Origin of the sequence: Micromonospora sp. NPDC000089 (assembly GCF_042899365.1) — a bacterium.
GTDB lineage: Bacteria > Actinomycetota > Actinomycetes > Mycobacteriales > Micromonosporaceae > Micromonospora.
On record NZ_JBIAZT010000005.1, the window covers coordinates 17,772 to 31,006 of the forward strand.

The following is a 13,235-nucleotide window of genomic DNA, read 5'->3' on the forward strand; positions in this document are numbered from 1 at the left end:
CGGCGACGGCCGACGAGGGCGGCCCCACCTCCGGGGCCGCCCTCGCCCCGTCACTACCGTGTGTGGCGTGGCGTCGCACTGCGGCCGGTTGGCCCCGGGGTAAGTGCCGGCCCCGTCTTTCGGGTACGCCACCAGATGATCGCGGTGATGACGACGACCGCGAAGGCGGGGACGAGCTGGTACGGCGTGCCCACTCCGGCTGAGCGGTCCTGCAGTGCGGTACCGAGGTTCACCCGCATCACCTCGGCCAGGATGAGGCTGAACGTGTTGAGCACGGCGTGCAGCATGATGGGGATCTCGAGGCCGCCGGTGCGCCAGGTGATGATGGCCAGTCCGGTCCAGAGCACGAAGTACCAGATGATGATGTACGGATCCGTCGAACCGTGGATGGCCGTAAACAGTGCGCTGGAGACCAGCACCCCGGCGATCAGTCCCGCCCGTGGGCTGCGGGTCCAGCTTCCGATCACGCGGAAGATCAGCCCACGCACGCCGTATTCCTCGCCGGCTGACTGGAGTGGGGTGAGGAGCATCGTGGCGAGGAAGATGGCGATGAGGTCGGTCTGCGACCAGGGGAACTCCTCGACGGGCGTGAGGGCTCCGAGGGCGTTGACCACCAGCCAGGCGGGACCGAAGACGAGCAGCGACTTGCCGAGCAGGTCGAAGCGGAACCGCGACGTCACGGAGTGCAGGGACGCACCGGGCACCCCGTAGAGCCACCGCTGGATGAGCATGCTCCAGGGAATGAGCAGGCCGAGGGCGAGCATCGAACCGGCGTGGTAGAGCGGGGTGTAGTCGGTGCCGCCCAGGATCGGCGGGGTGTTGCCATTCCGTACGTCGATCGGCGCAAGCGCTCTGCCGATGACCGTCGGGAAGACGACGAGTCCTGCCAGCAGGAGGATGATGGCGAGAACGCCGCGACCGATCCGGCGTTTGTCGCCGGCGAGTACCCGGTGGTACTCCACGCCGGTGGGGACTGACGGCCCGTTGCGGGGCTCGGCCGGAGTGAGTAGTGAGTTCGGTCTGTTCATGGTGGTCATGGTTTCCTCCGGTGGATGTGGTTACTTCCCGGCCTGGTCGAGCACGCTGTGACGCACGCGGAGCGCCCGCTCGGTGCTGGCCAGGATGGCCCCGACGGCGAGGGCGAAGTTGAGCCAGATCGGTAGGTGCAGGGGCGATTCGAAGGTTCCGACGCGTTCGGCGACCGGGGGGATCCGGGAGATCGGTTCGGCGAGTTGCAGCAGGTTCAGGCCCACACCGACGAGGAGGACCAGCACCGACAGGAAGCTGATCGCGCGGCTCAGCGTCGGGTGTTCGCGTTCGACGCGGGCGCGGCGTCCTTCGGCGGACCTCGGATCCGGAATGAGCCGGTGCTCCGCGCCGGACGTGGTGACGTAGTGGCAGCGCTTGAGCCCGAACGCACTGATCGCCACGTCGATTCTGCCGCCCTCGACGGGAAAGGCCGCCGGGAGCTTGGACTCGGCGTGGTGTCTGCCGTCCAGATACAGGTGCGCTCTCGCCTTGCCGCCACCCGAGTCGGTCCGGCGTGGGATGTCGACGGCGTACACCGTCTGCCGACCGTTCCCGGTGGGTAGCGGCAGGTAGAACAGTGCCCGGAAGGGCAGCTGCCACCAGCGCAGGCGGGTCAACGCCCGCCCGTCTCCGCTTCTGATGCGTTTGGCTGCCCGCCGTTGCCGCCAGTCCTCGATCACGTTTCTTCCCTCGCCGTCGACCGCCGCTTTCCACTAACACGCTGTACTAGTGGCAACGCTAGCATGGTGTGCTAGTACGCTGTACCAGGAGGTGGCGGATGGCACTGGACGACGGCAGCGGCGGCTCACGGGAACGGATCCTCGCCGCTGCGGCGGCGATGATCGCGGAGGACCTGACCACCCGGTTGAGCGTGCGCGCGGTCGCGGCGCGGGCCGGGGTGAGCACAGGCTCCCTCAGGTTCCACTTCCCGACCCAGCGCGCGCTGCAGGACGCCGTGCTCGCCAGGATCTACGACCACATGGTCCCGGAGGACCCGATCCACGACCGGTCGCTACCCGCCCGGGATCGACTGGTCAGCTGTCTGCGGCAGGTGCTCGCCCCCACCGGCGTAGGGGAGCAGGCGCGTGCGGCGTGGGGCGCGGCGTACCGGACATTCATCGCCCCCGAACCCACCGAGGACGTACGCGCGGCGTATCGCGCCGTGGAGCGGCAAGGGTGGCGCCGGATCGAGTACTGGCTGACGGTTCTCACTGACGAAGGCGCGCTCCCCAGGGAGGACCACGCACGCCAAGTGAGATTCCTGCTCACCGTCCTGCAGGGACTCTCCATCGATCGAGCCCTACCCGCCGAGGACTCGATCCTGAAATCCGAGACCGAAACCCTCTACCTGGCCGCTGACTGCGTCCTCAACGCCCCAACCGCCTAGAGGGGTGTCACCCCGTCTCGCGATTGAAGCGGTCCCGGCTGGCCAGGACCGTGTCGAGATGCCGGCGACTCCAGTCACACAGTTGGTACACGGTGCCGTGCGCGGCCCGGCCGGCTTCGGTCAGGGCGTAGTCCACCTGCGGTGGCACGGTGGCGTGCACCCGCCGGGTAACCAGGCCGTCCCGCTCCAGGGCGCGGAGTGTCTGCGTGAGAACCTTGTGGCTCACGCCGGGTACGGCCGCCCGCACCGCGGTGAAGCGCAGCGTCCGGTCGCCGATCGCGTCGAGCACCGGCAGCACCCACTTACCGCCGAGCGTGGTGAACACCTCACGGGCGATGTCGTGCACGCGCGCCGTGGCGTCGGCCTCCTGGGTCACCTTGAGGTTCCTTCCGATCTTTGAGGTGCGTTCTTACGCTATCCGGCGGAGCTGCCTACCGTCGTTGGGCGTGACCATTCTCAAGACGTACGCCCGGCTCTGGGCCGACGACCTCGATGCCACCCTTCCGCTGCTGCGCCGGCTGACCGGACGGGAGCCCGATCTGCGCTTCGCCTTCGAGTCGGTGGAGCTGGCCGCCATCGGCGACTTCCTGGTCATCGCGGGATCCCCGACGGCCCGGGCACCGTACGCGCACGCCTCAGCCACCGTGGTGGTCTCCGACCTCGACGAGGCCCGCCGCCTGATCGTGACCGACGGGGGAGTGGTCACCACGGATGAAGCGGTCAGCGAGACCGGTCGGTTCCTGTACGCCCGGCACGCCGGCGGAGCGGAGGTCGAGTACGTGCAGTGGAATTCCGACCTGCTCGATCGCGTGCTCGGCGCGTGAGCGGAACCGGAATCCGTACCACCAGGGTCCCGCCGCAGAGTCTCGATGGAGTCTGCGGCGCGAGGCGTGCGGCAGACTCCGGTGCTGGCCCCACTCGGCGGGATGGTGGTCCTCGCTCCGGCCAGGGCAGCCGGCGAACCACCGGGACCACGCCCGCATCAGGGTGTGAACCGTGGCACCACATCGGCGAGCGCACGGTCGAGGATTTCCAGGCCCAGGTCCAGCTCGGCGTGGGTGGAGGTGAGCGCCGGCGCGATGCGCAAGACGCCGCCCATGCCGGGCAGCTGCACCACGTTCATGTGCAGGCCCAGCTCCAGGCAACGCCCGGTCACCGCGGCGCCCAGCGCGTCGGCCGGTCGTTTCGACTCCCGGTCGCCGACCAGCTCGAGCCCGACCAGCAGCCCGCGGCCGCGCACGTCGCCGACCACCGGGTGTCGCCGGCCGATCTCCAGCAGACCCTTGCGCAGGTACGCGCCCAGGTGCGTCGCCTGGTCGTCGAGCCGGTCGGCCTCCAGCACGTCCAGGACCGTGTTGCCGACCGCGGCCACCAGCGGGTCCGAGACGTGCGTGGTGAAGAAGAGGAAACCACGCTCGTGCGCCGTCTGCTCGATCTCCGGGCTGGTCACCACGGCAGCCAGCGGCAGGCCGGCGCCGAGCGTCTTGGACAGGGTCAGGATGTCCGGCACGACGCCGTCACGCTGGAACGCGTACCACTCGCCGGTGCGGCACAGACCGGTCTGCGCCTCGTCGAGGATCAACAACCCGCCGCGCTCGTGCACCTTGTCGCGCAGTGCGGCGAGGTATCCCGGCGGCAGGTCGATCACCCCGCCGGAGCTGAGGATCGGCTCGACGACGCACGCCGCCAGGCTGCCCACCGACTGGGCGTCGAACAGCTCGAACGAGAACTCCAGCTGCCGCCGCCAGTCCAGCTCGCCGCCGGGAAGGGTGAAGTCGGGCCGGTACGCGTTCGGCGTGGGGATCGCGAAGTTGCCGGGCGCCGCGGGCCCGTACCCCTTGCGCCCCGAGCTGTAGGTGGCGCTCGCCGCGGCCTGTGTCATTCCGTGCCACGACCGGGCGAACGAGATGATCTCGTGCCGGCCGGTGACCAGCTTCGCCATCCGAATCGCCGCCTCGTTGGACTCCGCGCCGGTGGTGAGCAGCAGGACCTTCTCCAGCGGCGCGGGCAGCGAGCCGGCGAGGCGGCGGGCCAGCTCCACCACGGGCCGGCTCAGCATGCCGCTGAACAGGTGGTCGAGAGTGGCTGCCTGCCGTTGGATCGTGGCTACGACGGCCGGGTGGGAATGGCCGAGGATCGCGCTCATCTGCCCCGACGTGAAGTCGAGCAGGCGGCGGCCGTCGGCGGTGAAGACGAAGCTGCCCTCGGCGCGGTCGATGATCTCACGTACGAAGCTGCCCGCGCCGATGTATCGCACCAGGTGGCGGTCGGCGTCGGACCAGAACGAATCAGCCATGGACCGACGCTAGGCAGTCCCGGACAGGCACGTCCATCGCAGATCTCCGCTGTCGCTGTTAAGCAGAGCCGTACAGTCCGGGGCATGACGCTGAATCCGTGGCGGCTGCGCCTGCTCGCCGACCTGGCGACCCTGGGCACCGTCCGGGCCGTCGCGCAGCGCGGCAACCTGAGCCCGTCGGCGGTGTCGCAGCAGCTGACCACGCTGGAACGGGAGACCCGGACCGCGCTGCTGGAACGCGCCGGACGGCGGGTGCGCCTCACCCCGGCCGGAATGCTGCTCGCCGGCCGGGCTCGGGAGATCCTCGCGGCCATGGACGCGGCCGAGGCGGAGCTGCGCCGCCTCGCCGACGAGCCGGCCGGCACGGTCACCGTGGCCGCGTTCCAGAGTGCCGTGCAGGCCCTCGTCGAACCGGCGCTCGCCCGTCTCGCGGTGCGGCACCCGGACGTCAGCGTCGTGCTGCTGGAGCTGGAGCCGCACGACAGCATGCCGGCGCTGCGTCGCGGCGACGTCGATCTGATCATCACGACGACCGACTTCGCCGGCGCCGAGCTCTCCCCGGAGATCCACCTGGTGCCGCTCGCCACCGACCCGGTCGTGCTCGTGCTGCCCCCGGACCATCCGCTGACCAGCGCCGAGTCGGTCGCGCTGGAGGCGTGCGCGCAGCAGCGCTGGACGTTCGACGTCGCCGGCTCGTACATGTCCGAGCTGGCCACCCGGCTGTGCCGGGAGGCCAGCTTCGAGCCCATGGTGATCAGTCGGTTCAACAACTACATGCTGGCGCTCCAGCAGGTGGAGAACGGCCGCTCGATCACCATGCTGCCGAAGCTGGCGGTGGACCCGCGGTACCGGGTGGTGACCCGACCGCTTGATCCGCCGCTGACCCGGCGCATCACCGCCGGGGCCCGGCGACCGGCCGCGTCACGCCCCGAGGTGACGGCCGTGCTCGATGCCCTGAGAACAGGTGACTGACGGCCCGGCGCACCCGCTCCGCGTCGTCGCGGTTCGGTCCGCACGCCGGGCCTGCCCTGAGCGTTACACCCGGGCCGGGGCGAGCTCACCGCCGGTAGTGGCCCGAACGGTTCGCGGCCAGGTCCACGCGGCGCGCAGGATGAAGGCCAGGAGCAGCAGCTCGAGCCCGATGGACAAGCCGTAGAAGTAGCCGTAGCTCCAGGGCTCGCCGTCGGCGTTGTACACCGAGACGGGGATGTAGAGCGTCGCCACGACGAGGTTGGCGGCGCGGTTGACCCGGGCGGGAAGGGTCGTGGAGAGCAGGATCATCAGGATCGGGACGGCCATGAGCGTGAGCGCCAGGGCGACGAAGGTGGGGCCGGTGTCGAACTCGTGCACGACGCCGGCCCTGATGTCGTCGATGAAGCCGGGCTTGTACAGGGCGAGGTAGTCGACGTAGATGTAGAGGAACATGAAGCTGGCCCAGGCCGCGGCGAGCTTCGCCCGGACCGGGACGGGCGACTGCTGGAGCGCGTCGGCTGGTTTGTCGGTTCTGGTCATCACGTCTCCCGTGTGCTGGTGTCAGCCAGGTCGGCTCACTCGATGTCCTCACTATGAGCAGCGCTGACGGGGTGCCACATCCGCTCGCGGGCTCGCGCTGTCCCGGTCCCCGGCACGGGAAAGCCGCCGTACTTTCGGCTGATTCGCCCGAGCGGCGGCCCCCCTACCTTGTCGGGGAGGGGAGGGGGAAGCATGGTTTCTGGGATCTGGGCCGAGCCCCGCCCCGCCCGCCCGCCGGTGCGGGTCTGGCGGGACTGGGCGCTGTCCTCGGCTCTTGTCGCGATCTCGCTCGTCGAGCTGCTGCTGCGCGACGATCGGTCATGGGCGCCGCTGCTGGTCGGGGTCAGCGTCGTGGTCGCGGCGAGCCTGCTGTGGCGACGCACGCGGCCGCTGGTCGCGGTCACCGTTGCCTTCGGCACCGTTCTCGCGTTCGACCTGGCGCGAATCGCGGTCATCGATGCCACAGGCCTGCTGGGCATCGCGGGGCTGCTGGTGCTGCCCTACGCCCTGCTGCGCTGGGGGTCAGGTCGAGAGGCTGCCATCGGACTCGGCGTCATCCTCGTCTGGCTTCCCGTCACCCTCGTCGCGGAACCGACCTCACCCGCGGAGAAGGTCGCCGGTTACGGGTTCTTCCTGTTCTCGGCCGCGCTCGGCGCGGCGGTGCGCTACCGCACCAGGAGCCGCGACCGCGACATCGAGCAGGTACGGCTTCGCCAGCGCAACGACCTCGCCCGCGAGCTGCACGACACGGTAGGCCACCGCGTCCTTGCCATCGCCGTCCAGGCACAGGCAGGCCGTGCGCTGTCCGCCGCGGATCCGGAGCGCGCGCTGGCCACCCTGGTCACCATCGAGGAAGAGGCGTCCCGGACGCTCAAGGAGATGCGAGCCCTCGTGGGCGTGCTACGCGACGGCACGGACGCCGACCTCGCCCCCCGGCGCGGGGTGGGGGACGTCGCACGACTCGCTCGTCCCGGCGGCGAGGTGCCGGGCGTCCGCGTGCGGGTCTGCGGTGACGTCGAGGCCGTCGACCCGGCAGTCGGCACCGCCCTCTACCTGATCGCCGCCGAGGCGGTCACCAACGCGACCCGCCACGCCCGCGGCGCCACCGGAGTCACCGTCGACGTCACCGCATCCCGCAGCCGGGTGCGCCTGCGGGTGCGCGACGACGGCGAGGCGAGCACGACCAGCTCCCCGCACACCGGCTACGGGCTGCGCGGCATGGCCGAGCGGGCGAGCCTGCTCGGCGGCATCCTGCGGGCGGGGCCCGACCCGGACGGTGGCTGGAGCGTCGACGCCTCGCTGCCGCTGACCGTGCGGGCGTCATGACCATCCGCGTGCTGGTCGCCGACGACCAGGACATCGTCCGGGCCGGGCTCTGCATGATCCTGGACGCCCAACCGGGCATCACGGTCGTCGGCGAGGCCGCCGACGGGCGCCGGGCTATCACCATGGCCCGTTCGCTGCGTCCCGATGTGTGCCTGCTGGACATCCGGATGCCCGAGGTCGACGGGATCGAAGCCACCCGCCAACTCGCCGGGGCCGACGTGCCCGATCCGCTTGCGGTCGTCGTCATCACCACCTTCGACCTCGACGAGTACGTCCACGGCGCGCTGAAGGCGGGCGCCCGAGGTTTCCTCCTCAAGGACGCCGGCGCCGAGATGCTCACCCAGGCCGTCCACGCCGCCGCCCGCGGCGACGCCCTGATCGCACCGAACATCACCGCCAGGCTCCTGTCCTCCTTCGCGAACAGCCGCTCGCGCCCGGTGCCACCCGAGCCCGTCGAGCCGCTGACCGCGCGCGAGGAACAGGTCCTGCTGGCCGCCGCTCGCGGGCGGACCAACAGCGAGATCGGCGACGAACTGTCCATCAGCCTCAGCACCGTCAAGACCCACATCGCCGCCCTGATGCGCAAACTCAACGCCCGCAACCGCGTCGAGATCGTCATGTGGGCGTACGAGACACGCCGCGTCGGCACCTGACGACGATCAGCAGCCGGCCCGGCGTAGGCGTTGGTCCGCCCTGGCGCGGCTTAGGCCCGGGTAACCGTCGCGGTGCCACTTCTTGACGTTGAAGGCCCGTGTCCACAGCCCGGCGGCCCAGGCCACCTCGCTCTCCTGCGTGCTGAACCGCCGTCCGGCCGCGTGCTGGTACGCGTCCAGGAAGTCCTGGGAACGGACGACGTCCGGCTCACCGGCATCCGAACCGATGCTCCAGACCGCGGCGGCGTGGCCGACCAGGGCCGCCTCTGGCAGGGTGGCGACGCTGTCCCAGTCGTGCACCGCCCACGGTCGCCCGTCGCGCCATCGCATGTAGCGGACCGGTGTGGCCCCTCGGACGCGACCCATAGGCAGACGGTGTGCGCTGAGATCGGTTACAGCGTGAACCGTTGGCGCTTCCGGGTGGAATGTGAGCCGCAGGTCGAGCTGGCGGTAGACCTCGGCTTCGTCCTCGGGGTCCGCGTCGCGGAGCGCGGTGATGATGTTCCCGATGGCCTGGACCCGCCGTGGTGATCCCCGACCAGGTCATCCGGCGTGGCGCGGCCGAGGCCCGGGCCTGTAGCTCGCTCTCTGCTCGAATCCGTTCGGTTGTCAGGTCGATTGGTGGCCTTGGAGGCGGGAGCACGCGAATGGTGACGCAGCTTGCTACGTGTCCGGGTGGACAACCTGCCCGGAAGAGCACTCTCTTCACACAACTGCACTCAACGGCACCGAACAGCAGTCAACAGCACTCTATGTCGCTTGGTAGGGGTATATCCGCAGGTCAGGGCGGTAAGGACTCTACGAGCGTCCATGCCTTGCAGGTGGGTGCATATTGGGTGCGGCGTGGCAAACGGCGCGGAGCGGGCTGTTCAGGCTGCGTTGCGGACCGCCGGTGCCGGTCGGATGCAGGCCTTGCGGTGCGCACTAGGTGTCAAGAGTACGTTGACGGACTGCCACCCTGGACCACCTCAGATACCGTCGATATATCTATCCTCGTGTGGCGGGAGGCGGCAGGTCGACATGGACGAACAACTGGTGATGTTGGCCGATGTGGCGGGGTCCACGGTCGTCGCGCTGCTCGCCACCGACGCATGGCAGACTGCCCGGTCCGCCATGGGAAGCCTATGGCGGCGGGTGCATCCGGACCGTGGCGACGCGACCGAGGCAGAGCTCACCGAGGCGCGTGCCGAACTCGTTGATGCCCACCGGCACAGCGAAAAGGCACTGGCAGACGCCCTCACGATCGAGTGGCAGCAACGGATTCGCCGGTTGCTGGCCACGGAGCCGGGCATCGAGGCCGAACTGCGCCGGCTTCTGCGAGACGAATTGGAGCCCGCGCTGGGGCCGGGCGCGGGCACCTGGCACGGCTCGGTGACCCAGCGGGCCAGCGCCCACGACCAGGGACGCATCTACCAGGTCGCTCAGGGCGAGATGACCATCCGGCACGATGACTGACGAGAACGCGGTCCGGCCGACCGGCGCCGTTGAGATGACTGCTGCCGCCAGCGGCGACGCTGCGGTGTACCAGGTCGGACAGGGCACCATGTACGTGACCGTCGGTCAGGTCCGGTCGGCGGCCGCGCGCCTGTCTGCGATGCCGGTGCGTGCGGCCGGTGCGGAGCTCATCTCGATGCACGCCGAGGACGCCCGTTCCGTCTTGGCGGAGATGGGGGTTCTAGCTGCTGCACGCCGGCTCGCCGCCATGCCCGTGCACGTCTGCGCCGACCTGCTGGCAGAGATGGACGAGCAGATGGTCCTCGACCGGATGCGGCAGCTGACCGCTCCGTTCGCCGCCGCCATCCTGCTGCACATGCCACCGGAGCGCGCCGGGCAGCTCATCGCCGAACTGGAGACGGAGCGGGCGCACGCCCTCGTCGCCGTCATGCCGCTCGACGATCGGGCCACGGCGATACTCGGGCGTCTGCCAGACGAGAGGCTCACGGCCCTGCTGCACGCGTTCGCGCCGCCGCACAGCTCCGAGCTGTTGAGGCGTTTACCGCCGGACAGGGCGGCGGTGACGGTTGTCGAGGGGCAGCTGCACCTGACCGCTGGGGCGATGAAGTCGATGACTGTGGACGAGGTGGCAGCGGTGTTGGCCGAGGTGACGGAGCCCAGCTGCAGAGCGGTCGTCGCGCGGCTGGGACAAGAGCAAGGGGTGGCGGTGCTCTCGGCGCTGCCCATCGGCCGACTGGGTGTCGCATTCACGTCCGGACTGAACCAGGTAGACGAGCCACCGGTCGAGGTGGCAACCGCCTATTTTAGGATGTGGTTCGCGGCAATGCTGTGTGCGCTACCGCGTGACCGGGCCGCGGCGGTGCTGACGGAGTGCTCACCGGCGGAGGCGGCGGAGCTCGTCTGTCGCATGCAGCTTGAGCAAGCGGTGTACGTTTTGGCGCAGGTGCCACCCATCGCCCTGGCGGCGATCCTGGCGCAGCCCGTCAAGATGGAATTCGGCCGATCAACCCTGCTCCTTCGCCTGCCCGCCGAGCAGACCGCGCTGGTTCAGACAGCGATGCCCGATACCTATCCTCAGTGGGCAATGGTTGAGGGGATGCGGTTAGCGTCCATGCCGGCCGCGCAGGCGGCCACGCGTTTGAGCGAATTCTCGCCCGTTGAAGCGTTGGCGGTCGTCAGGGAATTGGGCTCGGACGACGCGCTTGCGGTGCAGCGTGCGATGGAACCGGCGCCCTTGGCGACACTGCTGACGATCCAAGACGCGGGCAGTGCGGCTCTTGTGCTGCATCGCCTGCCCATCGCCCGACAGGCAGTCGTGCTGGCCTGGATGCATCCTGTGAACGCAGCAGCCGTGGTAGCCCAGATGGCGGACGAGGACGTCGTCAAGCTGCTACTCGAGATGCCGCAGAGGTGGGGTGCGCCGCTCGCGGCCAGCCTGCCGGCGCAACGTCAACTGGCCGTGCTCGCGATCATGCCGCTCGCAGCGGTAGCGCACCTGCTGCGCTGGATGAGCCCCGAACAGGCGGCGCCGCTAGCCGACGCCGCTATCGAAGAAATGCCTCGATTCCTGATCGCGGTGCTGTCTCAACTGCCCCCTCGCCATGCAGCCGCCATCCTGGCTCTGAGTGCAAGTCGACGCGGCGTCTCCTACCTTGAGGCGCGGACGATGGCGCACGTCGCTGACGACCTGGCCTCCGGGCGCTTCCTCGACACCGAGGGGCTCTCGCCATCGTTGGGTGAACGAGCTAAGGCTCTTGGGGACTTCTGGCCATAGACGGATCTCGAACTACGACACGAGCCGGACCACCCGCACCGACCCACGCCGTCGCCAACCTGTCCTCGATGCCTACGTCCAGGCTCTCGCCGACCGCGACGTCAGCCAACCGTCCCCGCTGAGAAAACGTCGGCCTCGGTGCTGTTCCTTGAAGACGTGCCGAAGCGGAGCGCCAGGGCGGCGGGCGATGCTGCGGTCGCGCGGGTCGGGGAGCACGTGAGGAGCAGTTGGGTGCCCCTAACGGCGTTGAACTGGATCCAACAGCGCGTAACGGCGCTCAACTGCACCCGCCCCATGTGCGGCTTCTCGTTTTTGCAGGTCAGAGCCGGTGCGGCGTCCGCATTCACACAACTGCACTCAACGGCACTGAACAGCAGTCAACGGGACTCTATGTCGCCTGGTAGGGGAGTGTCCGCAAGTCAGGGCAGTAAGGACCATGCGAGTGTTCATGCCTTGCAGGTGGGTGCAGATTGGGTGCAGCTTGGCGAAGTGGTCACCGCGTCCGAAGTGCTCACTTGCGGTGGGCGGAGAGGGGTGCCGTGACCTGCGACGATGCTGGCGAGCGAGTGGGTGTGGCCTCCCAGAGAACGCCGAACTGGTCAGATCCCCGAGACGATCGGCTTTACACGGCTAGATAGGTACAGAGGCACCAGCGTCCCGTAGGTGGAGGCTCGGTACCCCAGGGGCCACGGCGAACTGAGCTTTGACGTTCCCCGACGCGGCTTGCTCTGGCAGGGCCCCCAGGTTGGACTCTGACGGCGAGGGGAAGATCGTCGTGACGGGTCCACCGAAAGGCGGCGGCCAGCGCGCGGGGATCCAGATTCAGGGCCTCGGCTATCGCCCAGTGCTGCTGTTCCGCGAGCCCCCGGCCAGTTCCGTTCAGCTCGCCTTGCAGGATGGCACCAAGGCGCTCCAGGTCGACCTCGCCGGCGCCGAGGGGCGCGAACACCCGCGGGTCGGCTCCCAGGGCCCGTCTGGGTAGTCGGCGTCAGCGGGATAGGTGACGCCGTTGACCTGGAATTTGGTCTCACCGTCGTCATCGATGAACCAGTCAACGAATACCGACTGCTCGATAGGTGCGCTCCAGGATGGTCCTCGGGATACCGGCCGGCGCCTCGCCCAGAACGAGTCAGCGGCCCGGCGCCGCGTAACGAGTCCGCCAGCCCGTAACACGCCATGCACGGGTCGACATAAGTCGATACAATGAGTCGCCGAGAGTGACGAGGGAGTTGCCGTGCAGGGTGCCGACTTCTACGACGAGACCTACTTCGATCGGCCGGGCAAGAGCCACTACGACGAGTACACCCCGCTGACAGCCCCCTTCGACGAACACGCCGAGGGCATCATCGACCTGATGCGCGGCAACGGCGTCGAGGGTCGGGTGCTCGACATCGGTTGCGCCAAGGGATACCTCGTCGCCGCGCTCCGCCGACGCGGGATCGAGGCCTACGGTGTTGACTGGTCGGAATACGCGGTCTCGAAGGCCGATCCGGAGATCCGCACGTACCTCACCCTGGCACCCGCCTGGGAACTGCCGTTCAGCGACGGCTGGTTCGCCGCCTCGGCCTCCTTCGACGTGCTCGAACACATGGACCACGAGCACGCGGTGCGCGCGCTGCGTGAGAGCGCCCGTGTCTCGACCGTGCAGCTGCACCAGGTGAACACTGGACGCGTTCCCGAGTTGCAGTACGAAGGCGACGACAGCCACTGTCTGAAGTACCCGATCGATCGATGGCGGGAGATCGCGGGTGACATGGGCCTGACCGGCATGGACCTGCGCGAGGTCGTGGCCCGCTGACGCGG

Annotated in this window: 14 protein-coding genes; 8 read left to right on the forward strand and 6 right to left on the reverse strand. The window is 69.2% G+C overall.

Features of this window, described 5'->3' with window-relative positions:
• Nucleotides 1-53 precede the first annotated feature (53 nt).
• Both ACFY3U_RS11635 and ACFY3U_RS11640 read right to left on the reverse strand, forming a co-directional pair.
• Nucleotides 54-1,037 (reverse strand): CPBP family intramembrane glutamic endopeptidase, encoded by a 984-nt coding sequence (locus ACFY3U_RS11635; protein WP_387198916.1) that lies wholly within the window; start codon nt 1,035-1,037, stop codon nt 54-56.
• A gap of 21 nt (nt 1,038-1,058) precedes the next feature.
• The gene (locus ACFY3U_RS11640; protein ID WP_387198919.1) at nt 1,059-1,709 is read right to left on the reverse strand and encodes a hypothetical protein; all 651 of its coding nucleotides are present in this window, start codon (nt 1,707-1,709) and stop codon (nt 1,059-1,061) included.
• 98 nt (nt 1,710-1,807) lie between these two features.
• Between ACFY3U_RS11640 and ACFY3U_RS11645 the strand changes: the two genes are divergently transcribed.
• The gene (locus ACFY3U_RS11645) at nt 1,808-2,416 is read left to right on the forward strand and encodes a TetR/AcrR family transcriptional regulator (RefSeq protein ID WP_387198922.1); all 609 of its coding nucleotides are present in this window, start codon (nt 1,808-1,810) and stop codon (nt 2,414-2,416) included.
• 7 nt (nt 2,417-2,423) lie between these two features.
• Here the strand turns inward: ACFY3U_RS11645 and ACFY3U_RS11650 are convergent, their stop codons facing one another.
• Nucleotides 2,424-2,792, reverse strand: a complete 369-nt coding sequence (locus ACFY3U_RS11650) for a winged helix-turn-helix transcriptional regulator (RefSeq protein ID WP_387198925.1) — start codon at nt 2,790-2,792, stop codon at nt 2,424-2,426.
• Between the two features lie 70 nt (nt 2,793-2,862).
• On the opposite strand from ACFY3U_RS11650, the gene ACFY3U_RS11655 reads away from it, so the two are divergent.
• On the forward strand, nt 2,863-3,240 hold the full coding sequence (locus ACFY3U_RS11655; RefSeq protein ID WP_387198928.1) for a hypothetical protein: 378 nt from the start codon (nt 2,863-2,865) through the stop codon (nt 3,238-3,240).
• A 158-nt stretch (nt 3,241-3,398) separates the two neighbouring features.
• On the opposite strand, the gene ACFY3U_RS11660 is transcribed toward ACFY3U_RS11655, so the two are convergent.
• Complete coding sequence (locus tag ACFY3U_RS11660) at nt 3,399-4,712, reverse strand: aspartate aminotransferase family protein (protein WP_387198931.1); 1,314 nt, start codon at nt 4,710-4,712, stop codon at nt 3,399-3,401.
• 84 nt (nt 4,713-4,796) lie between these two features.
• Between ACFY3U_RS11660 and ACFY3U_RS11665 the strand changes: the two genes are divergently transcribed.
• Entirely contained in the window at nt 4,797-5,684 is an 888-nt protein-coding gene (locus ACFY3U_RS11665) for a LysR family transcriptional regulator (protein WP_387198934.1), read from the forward strand.
• A 63-nt stretch (nt 5,685-5,747) separates the two neighbouring features.
• Here ACFY3U_RS11665 and ACFY3U_RS11670 read toward each other — a convergent pair whose 3' ends face one another.
• Nucleotides 5,748-6,224, reverse strand: coding sequence for a DUF6326 family protein (locus ACFY3U_RS11670; RefSeq protein WP_387198937.1), 477 nt, complete (start codon nt 6,222-6,224; stop codon nt 5,748-5,750).
• Between the two features lie 192 nt (nt 6,225-6,416).
• Here ACFY3U_RS11670 and ACFY3U_RS11675 point away from each other — a divergent pair, with 192 nt between their 5' ends.
• Together ACFY3U_RS11675 and ACFY3U_RS11680 are read left to right on the forward strand one after the other, a co-directional pair.
• A complete protein-coding gene (locus ACFY3U_RS11675; RefSeq protein WP_387198940.1) occupies nt 6,417-7,550 on the forward strand; it encodes a sensor histidine kinase in 1,134 nt (377 codons plus the stop codon).
• Complete coding sequence (locus ACFY3U_RS11680) at nt 7,547-8,203, forward strand: response regulator (protein ID WP_387198942.1); 657 nt, start codon at nt 7,547-7,549, stop codon at nt 8,201-8,203. Before ACFY3U_RS11675 ends, ACFY3U_RS11680 begins: the two co-directional genes overlap by 4 nt.
• Nucleotides 8,204-8,209: 6 nt before the next feature.
• On the opposite strand, the gene ACFY3U_RS11685 is transcribed toward ACFY3U_RS11680, so the two are convergent.
• A complete protein-coding gene (locus ACFY3U_RS11685) occupies nt 8,210-8,569 on the reverse strand; it encodes a hypothetical protein (protein ID WP_387198945.1) in 360 nt (119 codons plus the stop codon).
• Between the two features lie 654 nt (nt 8,570-9,223).
• Here ACFY3U_RS11685 and ACFY3U_RS11690 point away from each other — a divergent pair.
• From ACFY3U_RS11690 to ACFY3U_RS11700, 3 genes are all read left to right on the forward strand, one after another.
• On the forward strand, nt 9,224-9,658 hold the full coding sequence (locus ACFY3U_RS11690) for a hypothetical protein (protein WP_387198948.1): 435 nt from the start codon (nt 9,224-9,226) through the stop codon (nt 9,656-9,658).
• Nucleotides 9,651-11,432: a magnesium transporter MgtE N-terminal domain-containing protein gene (locus ACFY3U_RS11695; protein ID WP_387198951.1), complete on the forward strand. Its 1,782-nt coding sequence runs from the start codon at nt 9,651-9,653 to the stop codon at nt 11,430-11,432. The genes ACFY3U_RS11690 and ACFY3U_RS11695 overlap by 8 nt, the downstream gene beginning before the upstream one ends.
• 1,234 nt (nt 11,433-12,666) lie before the next feature.
• Nucleotides 12,667-13,230 (forward strand): class I SAM-dependent methyltransferase, encoded by a 564-nt coding sequence (locus tag ACFY3U_RS11700; RefSeq protein ID WP_387198954.1) that lies wholly within the window; start codon nt 12,667-12,669, stop codon nt 13,228-13,230.
• Nucleotides 13,231-13,235 lie beyond the last annotated feature (5 nt).